Below are 13540 nucleotides of genomic sequence, written 5' to 3'. Positions count from 1 at the left end.
CTTGTGCGTTCTGGCGGGCACAGGGGCTTCGTGACCACACCAGATGTAGATGGGTTTCCAAAAATATTGGATTTCTAAACTGCTTCGAAGTGGACGCCAGGTGAAGGTGGAGTCGCCGTGGGCTATTCGATCGAAAATGAGATGGTGTCAGCACCACTGGTGCAGCTGGAAAGCACTCCGCGGGTTTGTGAGGGGCCGCAGTCCCATCCCTGGACCTGCTGGGGTTTGCCGGTCGCGATCATGGGTGCGTATTCCTCGGCGATCGGCATCGCCACGGCGCAGTCGATCGAGCTGCCTTCGAGGATGATGACGTGCAACGCCCCGTCCGGCCCGTTCACGGTGTCGCAACGGGCGCCATCGACGTCGGGCAGCAGTTTCGATTCCGGGATCGAGGTTGCCGGCGGCAACGACGGGCCCGGAACGGCGGGCGCGTTCGAGTTCTGAACGGCCGCACTGCCGGTCGCCGGCGGGATCGCAGCCGAGGTCTCGGTGGCAACCGCTTGTGCCGACGACGATGCCGAGTCATCAGATTGTGCCGAATCGTCGTCGGAGCAGGCGGTCAGCGCCATCGCCATACCTCCGGCAACAATCGTGGCCCCGAGGAGTTTGGAGATCGCTACGCGCATGCCGCCAACCGTAGCGAACCGTTGGTGATTGCTCGCCGAAAGTCGCAAGAGGCCTCCAACTTCCGCGGTTGGTGACGGGGGTCACCAACACTCCTGGCGTGTGACCTATTCATCAATTTTGCACCCCGCAGAAAATTTGCAGGGCACTGCAATTTCCGTACGGTGGGTTGCATGGAGCAAATGGGACTTCGTGAATCCAAGAAGGCCGCCACGCGGCTCGCCTTGGCGACCGCGGTGCTCCGTCATGCCGCTGATGGTGGTTTGGAGTCGGTTTCAGTCGACACCGTGGCGGCTGAGGTCGGCGTCTCGGCGCGGACCTTTCACAACTACTTCACCGGCAAAGAGGATGCGCTCATCTACTTTGTCGGCGTTGTCCTCGGCCGGATGGCCGACCACATCGAATCCCGACCGGCTGACGAATCCCTTTGGGATGCAGTCGAATACGGGCTGACTGAGATTGCCTGCGACACGGACGCGGTACCGGGCCAGTTCGCCACGCTGATCCGACTGCTCGAGACCGAGCCGACCTTGGTCGCGCACAAGGAGCACAGCGACATGACCGATGTGCAGAAGGAACGGTTCACCGAGGTCGTCTCCGCGCGCGGCCCGACAACTGCGCTTGGGCTTTTCGAACGGCTCGTCTTCACCAACGCACTCTGCACTCTGCGCGTGGCTCTGGAGATGTGGACCGACGGAACCGCTCCGCACGACGATCTGCGGCAGTTCCTCGGTGAGGCGTTCGCGGTGACCAAGGCCGGTTTTTCCGGACCGGCGCCGGGCCCCGCCCATCCCTGACCCCAAAACCTCCTGAACGAAAATCCCGATGGAAGGAAGCCCCGCACGTGGCTACATATCTTTACCGGATAGGCAGATGGGCCTATCTGAACAAATTCAAGATGGTGGCGATCTGGCTGCTGGTGCTTGTCGGGATGGGCGTGGCCGCCGCGACCCTGTCGAAGCCGACCTCGGAGAGTTTCACCATTCCCGGTGTCTCTTCGGTCGAGGCCCAGGACAAGATGGTCGAGGCCTTCCCGGAGAAGCCGAAATTCTCTGAGAACATCGCGATCAGCTACGTGGTGCAGGCACCCGAAGGTGCCAAACTGACCGACCCGCAGTATCAGGCCGCCATCAACACGATGGTCGATCAGATGAAGCAGTTCGACGGGGTCAAGGCGCCTGAGTCGATCGCGAATCCGTTCGACACCTACGGAACGCAGCAGAACCCGGGTTCGGGTCGCGATGCGGTGGTGCAGTTCAACGAGCAGACCTTTGGTACCTCGCCGGAGGAGGCGCAGGCCGACGCGCAGGTCACCTCGCCGATCAATGCCGACGCCACGATGGTCCAGTTGGGCGCCGCGTTTGATGTCGAGGCAGCAGCCGACGTCAGTGAAACCGCCCAGACCCAGATGGATGAGATTGCCGACCAGGCTCGTGCCAGTGGTCTGACCGTCGAGATGTCAGGCACCGCATTGCCCCAGGCGGCAATGGGTATGACGTCCGAGCTGATCGGTGTCGCCGTGGGTGCCATCGTGATGATCCTGACCTTCGCATCGCTGGTGGCGTGGGGCATGCCTCTGATCACCGCGATCATCGGTGTGGGCATCGGCATGATGGGCGTCACCGCAGCGACGTTCTTCTTCGACCTGAGCTCCGAGACCCCGATCTTGGCCACGATGATCGGCCTGGCGGTGGGTATCGACTACGCACTGTTCATTCTGTCGCGGTATCGGCATGAAGTGCATCGGTCCAAGACCCGCGCCGAAGCTGCCGGTAAAGCTGTCGGCACGGCCGGTTCGGCAGTGGTGTTCGCCGGTGCCACCGTGTTCATCGCCCTGGCGGCTCTGTTCATCGTCAACATCCCGTTCCTGACAGCCATGGGTCTGGCCGCGGCAGGCACCGTCCTGGTCGCCGTTCTCGTCGCGTTGACCCTCCTGCCCGCCATCCTCGGCATCTTCGGCGAGAAGGTGTTCGGCGGACGCATCAAGTCGCTCAACCCGCCGGATGTGACACCGCACGACCCGGCTCGCCGCCACAACGGTCAGCGCTGGATCAATCAGGTCGTCCGGCGCCCGGCTGTCTTCGCCATCGGTGGCATCGTGCTGCTGGCGCTGATCACGATCCCGATGACCGGACTCAAACTGGGGTTGCCGAACGATGGCAACGGTGATCCGAGCACCACACAGCGCCAGGCCTACGACATGGTCTCCGAAGGCTTCGGGCCGGGCGTGAACAATCCGTTTGTGGTGGTCGTCGACGGCAGCGGTGTCGAGGGTGAATCGCAGCGGATCGAGGCTTTCGACGGTCTGGTCGACCAGATCCGCGGGGTAGACGATGTCTCGGCTGCCGTGATCAGCCCCGGAGACATCAGCAGCAACACCGAAACCGCCATCATCTCGGTGATCCCGGACAGTGCTGCCGGAGACGACGCAACCACGGACCTGGTCAAGGAACTGCGAGGGATGGAATCCGGGGTTACCGACAGTGCCGGGCTGACCTACGGCGTCACCGGCCAGACCGCCATCGAGATCGATGTCTCCGACAAGCTCTCGTCGGCGCTCGTCCCGTATCTGATCGTGGTCGTCGGCTTGGCGTTCATCTTGCTGATGATCGTCTTCAGGTCGATCCTGGTGCCGTTGACCGCCGCGTTGGGCTTCCTTCTCAGCATCGGTGCCACCTTCGGTGCCACGGTGGCGATCTTCACCAACGGTGACCTGGGGCTGGTGGGCAATCCGCAACCGCTGGTCAGCTTCTTGCCGATCATCCTGATCGGCATCGTGTTCGGCCTGGCGATGGACTATCAGGTGTTCCTGGTCAGTCGTATGCGGGAGGCCTACGTGCACGGGAAGTCTGCCAAGGACTCCATCGTCGACGGCTTCAGTCACAGCGCCCGGGTGGTGGCTGCGGCAGCCGCGATCATGATCTCGGTGTTTGCCGCATTCATGTTGCAAGACATGGTCTTCATCAAGGCGATGGGTTTCGCGCTGGCCGCAGCGGTCTTCTTCGATGCCTTTGTCATCCGCATGACCGTGATCCCGGCAGTGCTCGCACTACTCGGTGACAAGGCATGGTCGCTGCCGAAGTGGCTGGACAAGATTCTGCCCGACGTCGACATCGAAGGCGAAAAGCTGAACAAGACGCTGGCTGCCGAGGAGGCGTCCCGCGAGGCGGATGCCGAGGTGAAGATCTGACCCGCGTCAGATCCCGGCGCAGGCGTCTGTTTTGCCGGGCAGGGTCACCGGCTGCGAGGATGCAGCGGTGAGCGATATCGACGAAGGCCCCGACCGTACTTTCACGGTCGGGGCCACCCTGCCCGGCACCCTCGGCCGCACCGGTGTGATCAGCACCCCACACGGGGACATCCAGACGCCGGCCTTTGTTCCGGTAGGCACCAAGGCGACCGTCAAAACGGTTGTGCCGGAAGCCGTCCGTGACCTCGGTGCGCAGGCGGTTCTCGCGAACGCCTATCACCTGTACCTGCAGCCGGGCCCGGACATCATCGACGAGGCCGGTGGTCTCGGAAAGTTCATGAACTGGCCCGGACCGACATTCACCGACAGCGGTGGTTTCCAGGTCATGTCGCTGGGAGCCGGGTTCAAAAAGGTCATCGCGATGGACCTCACCGGAATGCAGAACGATGACGTCATCGCCGAGGGCAAGGAACGACTGGCCCGCGTCGACGATGACGGTGTGACGTTCAAGTCGCATCTCGATGGTTCGACCCACCGGTTCACGCCGGAGGTCTCGATGCAGATCCAGCATCAGCTCGGCGCCGACATCATCTTCGGGTTCGACGAACTCACCACATTGATGAATACCCGCGCCTACCAAGAGACTTCACTCGAGCGGACCCGACTGTGGGCGATTCGCTGTCTGGCCGAACACAATCGGCTCACCTCTGAGCGCAGCCATCGTCCGTTGCAGTCGCTGTGGGGTGTCATCCAGGGCGCGCAGTACGAGGATTTGCGGCGCAAAGCGGCTCGCGACCTGGTGACGATGAGTGAAAAAGATGTCGCCGAAGGTGGCCGCGGTTTTGGTGGCTACGGCATCGGCGGCGCACTCGAGAAGCAGAATCTCGGCACCATCGTCCGGTGGGTCAACGAGGAATTGCCGGTCGACAAGGCCCGGCACCTGCTCGGTATCAGCGAACCCGACGACATCTTCACCGCGATCGAAAGCGGTATCGACACGTTCGACTGCGTCTCGCCGTCCCGCGTGGCACGCAACGGTGCGATCTATTCACTCGATGGTCGCTACAACGTGACCAACAGTCGGTTCCGCCGCGACTTCACGCCGCTGGACCCTGAAATGCAGAACTACACAACGCAATACACGCGTGCGTACATTCATCACCTGTTCAAGGCCAAAGAAGGCCTGGCGGCCACACTCTGCACCATTCACAATGAACACTTCATCGTGACGCTGGTGGAGCGGGCGCGCCAGGCCATCATCGACGGCAACTATTTCGAGTTCCGGGACGAGTTCCTCGGCCGGTACTACGCGGGCGCCGCGGCCAAGTGATCAGGCGGTCTTGACGACCGAGGTGCCGCCTGCGAACTTGTCGTGCCACCCCTGATTGCGCGGGTCGCTGTTGATCGTGACGGCGATGGAGACGGCCAGCCCGATCCAGATGAAGCCGAGGAACAGCGGCAGGAAGAACACCGGCAACCAGGCCAGGACGCCGACGAGCATCCAGGCGTTGCGCTTGGCGGATTCGTCGATTGTCGGAATTCCGCCGTGCGCACCAACAACTTTGAGCTTCAGTAGCTTTTTGGCAACGGTCGCGCCTTCTTGCCGGGTCTCGAAGTAGACGAAATACGCGAACGCCGCGAACGACAGCACGAAACCCACGGCCAGTGCGATGAACCACGGGGCCACCCAGAACAGCACCGTGTAGATGATGTTCATCGGAATCGCGACGATGAACCAGTCGATGACCCTGGCGGCCAGGCGGATTCCCACATCGGCCGCGGTGCCGGGGCCGGACTGGGGGCCGGGTTGCGGCCCCGGCTGACCGTACTGGGGACCTGGTCCGCCGTAGGGGGCTGCCGGTTGCCCGTAGGGAGATCCGCCGTTCGACGGTGGCGGGTAGGAACCCGGTTTTTGTAGCGGGGGAGGGTTGGCGCTCGGGCCTGGATGCGGCTCGGATCCGGGGTACTGGGGGCCACTCATGGGAACGTCCTCTCGCGGGGTATGCCCCCGTCGGTTGTCGATTTGATGAGTGACCTTAAGCCGGGAGTGTCGGCTGAAACGAGAGCCGAACCGATAGATATCCCGATTGAATGACCGTCGACCAGCGCCTATGCGTCAGCGGCGCAGTAGGTCTGCAGGATCGAGAATCCACGGTTCGGATGGCAGGCTTGCCGGAACGAACCGGGCGAGCATCAGGTCGGCGGAGACCGCCTCGCCGGGATCCGCGAGATTCAACGAGTTCGCGATCAGCGACAGGACACGCTGAGTGTCCACGCCGCCGACCTCCAGATCGGCCAGGGTGACGGCGCCGTCGCGTTTGGCCAGCCGTTTGTGCTCGGTGTTCAAGACCATCGGGACATGTGCGTACGAGGGAGGGGTCAGCCCGAGCATTGTTGCCAGATAACTCTGCCGGGGCGCCGAACTCAGTAGGTCGTCGCCGCGGACAACCTGATCGACGGCCTGCGCGTTGTCGTCGATGACCACCGCGAGGTTGTAGGCCGGGATCCCGTCGCCGCGGCGCAACACAAAATCGTCGACCGGGCCGGTGAACCGACCTTTGAGCACATCGGACACGGTGAACTCGGTGACGTCGGCGCGCAGTCGGATCGCCGGTCGTCGTCCGGCGTCGAGGTGGGCCTGCTCCGCAGCGGTTGTCAGATTCCGGCAGATCCCGGGGTACGCGCCCGCGGGGCCGTGCGGCGCCGACGGCGCTTCCAGGATCTCGCGCCGGGTGCAGTAGCAGTTGTAGGTGAGGCCGCGGCTCTGCAGTTCAGCGATCGCCTTGTTGTAGTTGGCGAGCCGCTGGGACTGCCACATGATCGGCGGATCCCAGTCGATGCCGAGTTCGGCGAGGTCAGCGAGTTGCCGTTCCGCGGATCCGGCCGCCACCCGATCGAGGTCTTCCATCCGCATCCGAAATGTCCGGCCGGTGGTTCGGGCAAACATCCAGGCCAACAGCGCGGTTCGAAGATTACCGACGTGCAGGTCACCTGACGGTGACGGCGCGTACCGTCCACCGCCGCGATAGTCCACCCCACGAGCCTACAAGTGGAAGTATGGACCGTCATGGACCTCCCTGTGATGCCGCCGGTGGTGCCGATGCTGGCCAAGGCTGCGGTAAAGATTCCTGACGAACCCGGCGCCGAGGTGTGGTCGCACGAGCCCAAGTGGGACGGATTTCGTGCCATCATCTTCCGTGACGGCGATGAGGTCGTCATCGGGTCGCGCGGTGGCAAAGACCTGGGCCGCTACTTTCCGGAGCTGATCGAGGCGGCCCGAGATGAGTTGCCCGACAAGGTTGTTGTCGACGGCGAGATCGGTGTCCAGGCGGATCTGGGCGGCGTCCGGCGCCTCAGCTGGGATGCGTTGTCGATCCGGATCCACCCCGCCAAGTCCCGCGTGACGATGCTCGCCGAGCAGACCCCGGCGATGTTCATCGGCTTCGATGCGCTGGCGGTGGGGGACCGGGACCTGACGAGCGAGGCGTTCTCGGTCCGTCGGGCGGCGCTGCTCGAGGCGATACCCGGCGCCGGTCGTTGCCGGGTCAGCCGGGTGACCACCGATGCCGAGCTGGCGCGCCAATGGTTCTCCGAGTTCGAGGGCGCCGGCCTCGACGGAGTGGTCAGTAAACGTCTTGATGGCCGCTATGTCCCGGGCAAACGCGAGATGGTCAAGGTCAAACACAAGCGCAGCGCCGACTGCGTGGTGATCGGCTATCGCGTCCACAAGAGTGGAACGGGACTCGGCTCGATGTTGCTCGGCCTGTACGACGAGGGGGAATTGCGGATGGTCGGCGGGGCCGGAGCGTTCTCCGACGCCAAACGGATCGAGTTGCAGCAACTGCTCGAACCGATGCGCCTGGACCCGGACAACGTCGCCGAAGGTGAACCCAGCCGGTGGAAGGAAAAGGGTTCCGCACAATGGTTTCCGATCCGTCCGGAGCTTGTGGTCGAGGTCGGCTATGACCAGATGGAAGGGCAAAGGTTTCGCCACACGGTCCAGTTCGTGCGCTGGCGTCCGGATCGCGAGCCGGGGAGCTGCGGCTACGACCAACTCGAGGTGCCGTTGACCTACGACCTGTTCGACGTACTGGAGGGACGGAACTGATGGCCAGATCACCGGCTGAGGAACTCGATGTCGACGGAACGCCTGTGCGACTGTCGAATCCGGACAAGATCTACTTTCCGCAACTCGGTGAGAACGGTGGCCGCAAACGCGATCTCGTCGGGTACTACCGCGCCGTTGCACTGCAGGGTGCGCTGTTGACCGCACTGCGTGATCGCCCGACGTTCCTGCAGCGCTTCCCCGATGGGATCGAGGGCGAGGAGATCTACCAGAAGCGGGTCGCGGCCAAACGTCCCGAGCACGTGCAGTCGACCTCGATCACATTCCCGTCGGGGCGTAAGGCCGATGCCATCCGGACAACCAGCGCACCGGACATCGTCTGGGCCGCCAACCTCGGAACGATCACGTTCCATCCATGGCCCACCATCGCACCGGACAACGATCACCCCGATCAGCTTCGCATCGACCTGGACCCGCAACCCGGAACCGATTTCTCGGACGCGCGCCGGGTGGCGATCGACGTACTGCGTCCGCTACTCGACGAGCTGGGGTTGCACGGCTATCCGAAGACCTCGGGTGGTCGCGGTCTGCACGTGTTCGTGCCGATCGAACCGAAATGGGACTTCATCTCGACCCGGCGGGCCGTCATCGCGCTGGCCCGGGAGCTCGAACGCCGTGACAGTTCGGCGATCACCACGTCGTGGTGGAAGGAAGAGCGCGGGGAACAGATCTTCGTCGACTTCAACCAGAATGCGCGCGACCGGACCATGGCGGCCGGCTACTCGGCCCGCCGCACCCCAACGGCAACGGTCTCGACACCGGTCACCTGGGATGAGCTCTCTGACGTCGATCCGCTGGATTGCACCATCGCCACTGTCCCGGCCTTGTTGGCCAAGCGCGGTGATCCGATGTCCGACATCGACTCTCATCGCAGCAGTCTCGAACCACTCCTCGAACTGGTGGCGCGAGATGAACGAGATGGATTGGGGGACATGCCGTATCCGCCGAGCTATCCGAAGATGCCGGGTGAACCCAAACGGGTGCAGCCATCACGCGCCAGGAACGACACCTGACCCATCCGTTTGCCGGGACGGTCGAGGCCCCCTGAAAAGCAAGATCGCCCCGCATGGAAATGCGGGGCGATCTCGATGTTTCGACCTTCTGGCGGAGGATAGGGGATTCGAACCCCTGAGGGCTATTAACCCAACCCGCGTTCCAGGCGAGCGCCATAGGCCACTAGGCGAATCCTCCGTCCGGCAGCTTACCGGCTACAGGCGGACTCACCAAAAACGGGCTGCTCAGTGGGTAAGTTTTCGCTCTCTGCGGTCGGCCCGCTACACTCGTTTCTGGATCCCGCGCGGCGAGCATCCTGTGAACTCCCCCAGGGCCGGAAGGCAGCAAGGGTCAGCGGGCTCTGCCGGGTGCGCGGGGTCCCCTACTTTGTTACCGAGAAGATCCGCTGTTCTGCGCGTACCTCCGCGCAACCACAGTTCCGGGGCGGGGCCGTTCCGGGAAAGGCCGTAGTGAATTTCCACTCGATGAGTGCTGACCAGCTGACCGCCACCCAATCCGAGCTGCGTGCGAAGTATCAAGCGCTCGTCGATGCCGGCCTCAAGTTGGACCTCACCCGAGGCAAGCCGTCCCCCGCGCAACTCGACCTGTCGGCCGAACTGCTGTCACTGCCCGGTGCCGACGACTACCGCGACGGCAACGGAACCGACACCCGCAACTACGGCGGCGTCACCGGTCTGCCCGAGCTGCGCGCGATCTTCGGCGAACTGCTCGGTATCCCCACCGACAATCTCCTGGCAGGCGGCAATGCCAGCCTGGAGATCATGCACGACCTGGTCGTGTTCGGCCTTCTGCACGGCACCCCCGATTCCGCTGAGCCGTGGGGGCACGGCCCGATCAAGTTCCTGTGCCCGTCGCCCGGCTACGACCGTCATTTCGCGATCACCGAGTCCTACGGGATCGAGATGATCACCGTGCCGATGAACGACGACGGTCCCGACGTCGCGTTCTGCGCGGACCTGGTCGCATCGGACCCCCAGATCAAGGGCATGTGGTGCGTGCCGACGTACTCGAACCCGACCGGCGCCACCTACAGCCCCGAGGTCGCCCGCGGCCTGATGTCGATGAAGAGCGCGGCTCCCGACTTCCGCATCATCTGGGACAACGCCTACGCCGTGCACACCCTCGTCGACGAGCCCCCGGCCCCGATCGATGTTCTCGGACTCGCGGCCGCTGCGGGTAACCCGAACCGGCCGTTGGTCCTTGCCTCGACGTCCAAGATCACCTTTGCCGGAGCCGGTGTCTCGTTCTTCGGTTCGTCCGCCGAGAACCTGGGCTGGTACCAGCGCCACGTATCGATCAAGACGATCGGTCCGGACAAGCTGAACCAACTGCGTCACCTTCGCTTCTTCATCGATGCCGATGGCGTCCGGGCCCACATGGCCAAGCATCGTGAGTTGCTGGTGCCGAAGTTCGCGATGGTGTTGCAGATCCTGGAAGAACGGCTCGGCGGCGCCAAGGTCGCGTCCTGGACCGAACCCGAAGGTGGCTACTTCATCAGCCTCGACGTCATCGACGGCACCGCTGCCCGGGTCATCACGCTGGCCAAGGAAGCCGGGATCTCGCTGACGGGTGCCGGCTCGGCGTTCCCGTACAAAAAAGACCCGAACGACCGCAACATCCGCTTGGCCCCGACGTTCCCCGGCCTCGAGGAGCTTCGTGCGGCCATGGACGGCGTGGCGACCTGTGTCCTGCTCGCGTCGGCGGAGCAGTTACTCGAACAGCAGAGCTGACCATGCACGCGTGTGGTGACCGGACAGGTCGTTGAGCGAGCGCAATCCGATGGACCCCGAGTCCGTCACCGCAGGGTCGCACACGGAGAAAACCGCAGGAGAACCCCGTCCGGAGCGGACCGTGCCGTGGCCCGCCGCCGTCGTGGTGGTCTCCGTGGTCCTCGGACTGCTGGCGATCTGGCTACAGCACCTCGCGGTCCCGCTGGACGAACCCTATTGGGGTCTGTTCGGTAACCAGCTCGACCTCGAGGTCTACCGGCAGGGTGCCCAGGCCGTCATCGATGGGCACCGGCTGTACGAGGCAAAGCTCGTCGGTGTCATGGACTACACGTATGCCCCGGCGTCGGTGTTCGTCTTCGTTCCGTTTGCGTTGATGACCGTGGAGATGGCCCGAGTCGTGTGGATGGCGGGCATCTTCATCGCGCTGTACTTCGTGATGACGCTCAGCTTCAAGAATCTCGGCTATCGGATCACCTGGTCGGTGCGGACGATGGCGATGTCGCTGGTGTTGATCTCCACGTTGATGGAGCCGGTGCGCACGACGATGTGGTACGGCCAGATCAACGTGTTCCTGATGCTGTTGATCTTGTGGGACCTGTTGCGCGAAAAGGACAGTCGGCTGCGCGGTCTGGGTGTCGGGATCGCGGCAGGCATCAAACTGACGCCGTTGATCTTCGTTTTCTATCTGGCGATCAACCGGAACTGGCGGTCGGTGGTCGTTGCCTGTGCCGGACTCGTCGGAACCGTGGTCCTCGGTTTTCTCGTGATGCCGCGGGACTCGTGGAAGTACTGGAGTGGGACGTTCATCGACTCCGAGCGGGTGGGAGCTCCCAACACCGTCGGCAATCAGTCCATCCGCGGCGCCCTGGCGAACCTGGGGCAGACGGACAGCCCGAACATCCTCGTATGGGGCACGCTGGCGCTGGCGGCGCTGGTGCTCGGCATGGTCGGGGCCTCACTTGCCCATCGCGCCGGCCACGAGCTGCTGGCGATCACACTGGTCGGGATGACGGGCACGGTGGTGTCGCCGATGTCGTGGGGTCATCACTGGGTGTGGGTGGTTCCGATGCTGGTGATCGTGGTGCATCTGGTGCTGTCGGCGCGGACGCCTGCGCTCCGGATCCTCGCCGCGGTAGGTGCGCTGGCGATGCTGCTCACCACCTTCGTCTGGCGTACCTACCGGGACCATCCGGTGCTGCAGATCGAGCGGGTTCTACCCGACGGCTACTTCACCGGACTGTTCCACAAGTTCGGGATCACTTGGCTCCGGTGGTTCACCTACGACCCTTACAACTGGATGTTCCTGGTGGTCGCTGTCGTCAGCGTGATCTGCCTCACGGCAAGCCGCAGGGCCGAACGGGTGCTGCCGGGCTAATATCTCTGGCGAAGTCACTGCTGGGGGAAGGCGGAGAAGTGCCCACTGACGACGCCACGCCTTCTTCGACGCGTCTTCGTTTCCCGACCAGTTCCTGGTTGCTCGCCGGGTTTGTGGTCGCTGCTCTGCTTGCGGTCTACGTCCAGGTCACCTTCATCCCACTGGACACCAAGGTCTTCGGCCTCTTCGAAAACCAGGTCGACCTGCATGTCTACCGTCAGGGCGCACTGCACCTGATGCACGGGCAACCGCTGTACGAGGCCCCGATGCTGCCGAACGGGCTGCTGTACACCTACACCCCGTTCTCGACCATCGTCTTCCAGCCGTTTGCCTGGCTGGACGTTTCCATGGCCGAGTTGGTGTGGACCGCACTGATCTTCGCGGCCCTGTTCTACGTGATCGTCGCGTCATTTCGGAGCCTCGGTTACCGCGTCGACTGGCGGCTGCTGGTGGTCTCCGCGGCGCTGGTGTGCTGCTCGACGTTGCTCGAACCGGTTCGGACCACCATTTGGTACGGACAGATCAACGTCTTCTTGATGGCGATCGTGCTGTGGGATCTGCTGCGGCCAGATGGCAGTCGGCTCAAGGGGCTCGGCGTCGGTCTCGCGGCTGGCATCAAACTCACCCCGGGCTTCTTCGTCCTGTACCTCGCGGTCACCCGACGCTGGCGCGCGATTGTGGTTGCCGCCGTCACCATCGTGTGCACGATTGTTCTCGGGTTCCTGGTGACACCTGGGCAATCGTGGAAGTACTGGACCGATCGGGTGATCAACTCCGAACGCGTCGGTCCGATCGATGCACCAAGCAATCAGTCGATCAAGGGCGCGCTCGCCACGGCGTTCAAAACCGTCAATCCAAACCAGGTGTTGTGGGCGGTGCTGGTGGTCGTCGCGGTTGTTGTCGGGATGGGCGCGGCCTACCTCGCGCATCGGCATGGGCAGGAACTCCTGGCGCTGTGCCTGACCGGCATGACGGCGACCGCGGTCTCCCCGTTCAGTTGGGGACACCACTGGGTCTGGTTCGTGCCCTTGCTCGTCTACCTGGTCCACCTGCCCATCGCGGCGTGGCGCTCCGGGAGGACCTGGATGTTGCCGGTGACGCTGTTGCTCCCGGCGGCGCTGTTCACCACAGCCTTCACCTGGCGCAACCACCTGCCCGCAGGCGCAATGGGATTCACACCGTTCTACGGGACGGGCATGTTCATGACACCGTTCCCGGACTGGCTGCGGTGGTTCTCATCCGAGCCGTATCTGTGGGTCTTCGGGGTCACGGCTTTGGCGACACTGGTTCTTTGGGGGCCTGCAGAGTTCCGGAGGCTGCGGACACCGAAACCTGCCCCTGAACCGGTCGAAGTCGCGGTCCGGGACAGTTTGCGCGACTAGCGACGGCTTCTGATCTGGACACCGGTGGTCGGTCTGAGTAATCAGCACACGAGTCGGGTCAGGCAACAACTGGCCGACCCCGCGGCCGTCGTACCTCGC

The 13540-nt window shown here is 63.6% G+C and carries 11 protein-coding genes, 1 tRNA gene and 1 other RNA gene; 9 read left to right on the top strand and 4 right to left on the bottom strand.

The annotated features are described in order from the left end of the window. Positions 1–122: 122 nt before the first annotated feature. Positions 123–626, bottom strand: coding sequence for a hypothetical protein (locus AC1TPF_RS01230; RefSeq protein ID WP_482136987.1), 504 nt, complete (start codon positions 624–626; stop codon positions 123–125). 171 nt (positions 627–797) lie between these two features. On the opposite strand from AC1TPF_RS01230, the gene AC1TPF_RS01225 reads away from it, so the two are divergent. The 3 genes from AC1TPF_RS01225 (at position 798) to tgt (ending at position 5144) form a co-directional block, all read left to right on the top strand. After that, a complete protein-coding gene (locus AC1TPF_RS01225; protein ID WP_482142304.1) occupies positions 798–1421 on the top strand; it encodes a TetR/AcrR family transcriptional regulator in 624 nt (207 codons plus the stop codon). A 47-nt stretch (positions 1422–1468) separates the two neighbouring features. After that, the gene (locus tag AC1TPF_RS01220; protein ID WP_482142302.1) at positions 1469–3814 is read left to right on the top strand and encodes an MMPL family transporter; all 2346 of its coding nucleotides are present in this window, start codon (positions 1469–1471) and stop codon (positions 3812–3814) included. 67 nt (positions 3815–3881) lie between these two features. After that, positions 3882–5144, top strand: coding sequence for a tRNA guanosine(34) transglycosylase Tgt (gene tgt, locus AC1TPF_RS01215; protein ID WP_482142300.1), 1263 nt, complete (start codon positions 3882–3884; stop codon positions 5142–5144). On the opposite strand, the gene AC1TPF_RS01210 is transcribed toward tgt, so the two are convergent. Together AC1TPF_RS01210 and gluQRS are read right to left on the bottom strand one after the other, a co-directional pair. Then, positions 5145–5795 (bottom strand): RDD family protein, encoded by a 651-nt coding sequence (locus AC1TPF_RS01210; protein WP_482142298.1) that lies wholly within the window; start codon positions 5793–5795, stop codon positions 5145–5147. It lies immediately after the preceding gene. Between the two features lie 135 nt (positions 5796–5930). After that, positions 5931–6848: a tRNA glutamyl-Q(34) synthetase GluQRS gene (gene gluQRS / locus AC1TPF_RS01205; protein WP_482142296.1), complete on the bottom strand. Its 918-nt coding sequence runs from the start codon at positions 6846–6848 to the stop codon at positions 5931–5933. A 33-nt stretch (positions 6849–6881) separates the two neighbouring features. On the opposite strand from gluQRS, the gene AC1TPF_RS01200 reads away from it, so the two are divergent. Both AC1TPF_RS01200 and AC1TPF_RS01195 read left to right on the top strand, forming a co-directional pair. Next, positions 6882–7922 carry an ATP-dependent DNA ligase gene (locus AC1TPF_RS01200; RefSeq protein ID WP_482136993.1) on the top strand — a complete coding sequence of 347 codons (1041 nt, stop codon included), beginning with the start codon at positions 6882–6884 and terminating at the stop codon, positions 7920–7922. Further along, positions 7919–8953, top strand: coding sequence for a DNA polymerase domain-containing protein (locus AC1TPF_RS01195; RefSeq protein WP_482143983.1), 1035 nt, complete (start codon positions 7919–7921; stop codon positions 8951–8953). Before AC1TPF_RS01200 ends, AC1TPF_RS01195 begins: the two co-directional genes overlap by 4 nt. Positions 8954–9042: 89 nt before the next feature. Here AC1TPF_RS01195 and AC1TPF_RS01190 read toward each other — a convergent pair. Next, a tRNA-Ser gene (locus tag AC1TPF_RS01190) sits at positions 9043–9131 on the bottom strand. Positions 9132–9224: 93 nt separating this feature from the next. On the opposite strand from AC1TPF_RS01190, the gene ffs reads away from it, so the two are divergent. The 4 genes from ffs (at position 9225) to AC1TPF_RS01170 (ending at position 13441) form a co-directional block, all read left to right on the top strand. Further along, positions 9225–9321, top strand: an RNA gene (ffs, locus tag AC1TPF_RS01185) — signal recognition particle sRNA small type. 82 nt (positions 9322–9403) lie between these two features. Next, positions 9404–10684: an aspartate aminotransferase type Ic gene (locus AC1TPF_RS01180; RefSeq protein ID WP_482142294.1), complete on the top strand. Its 1281-nt coding sequence runs from the start codon at positions 9404–9406 to the stop codon at positions 10682–10684. Between the two features lie 31 nt (positions 10685–10715). Continuing rightward, positions 10716–12059, top strand: coding sequence for a glycosyltransferase 87 family protein (locus AC1TPF_RS01175; RefSeq protein WP_482142292.1), 1344 nt, complete (start codon positions 10716–10718; stop codon positions 12057–12059). Between the two features lie 38 nt (positions 12060–12097). Next, positions 12098–13441 carry a glycosyltransferase 87 family protein gene (locus tag AC1TPF_RS01170; protein ID WP_482142291.1) on the top strand — a complete coding sequence of 448 codons (1344 nt, stop codon included), beginning with the start codon at positions 12098–12100 and terminating at the stop codon, positions 13439–13441. Positions 13442–13540: the final 99 nt, after the last annotated feature.

Source organism: Williamsia sp. Y853 (assembly GCF_056786495.1).
Note: the sequence above shows the minus strand (reverse complement) of the source record. Positions and strands in the feature narration are given on the sequence as shown.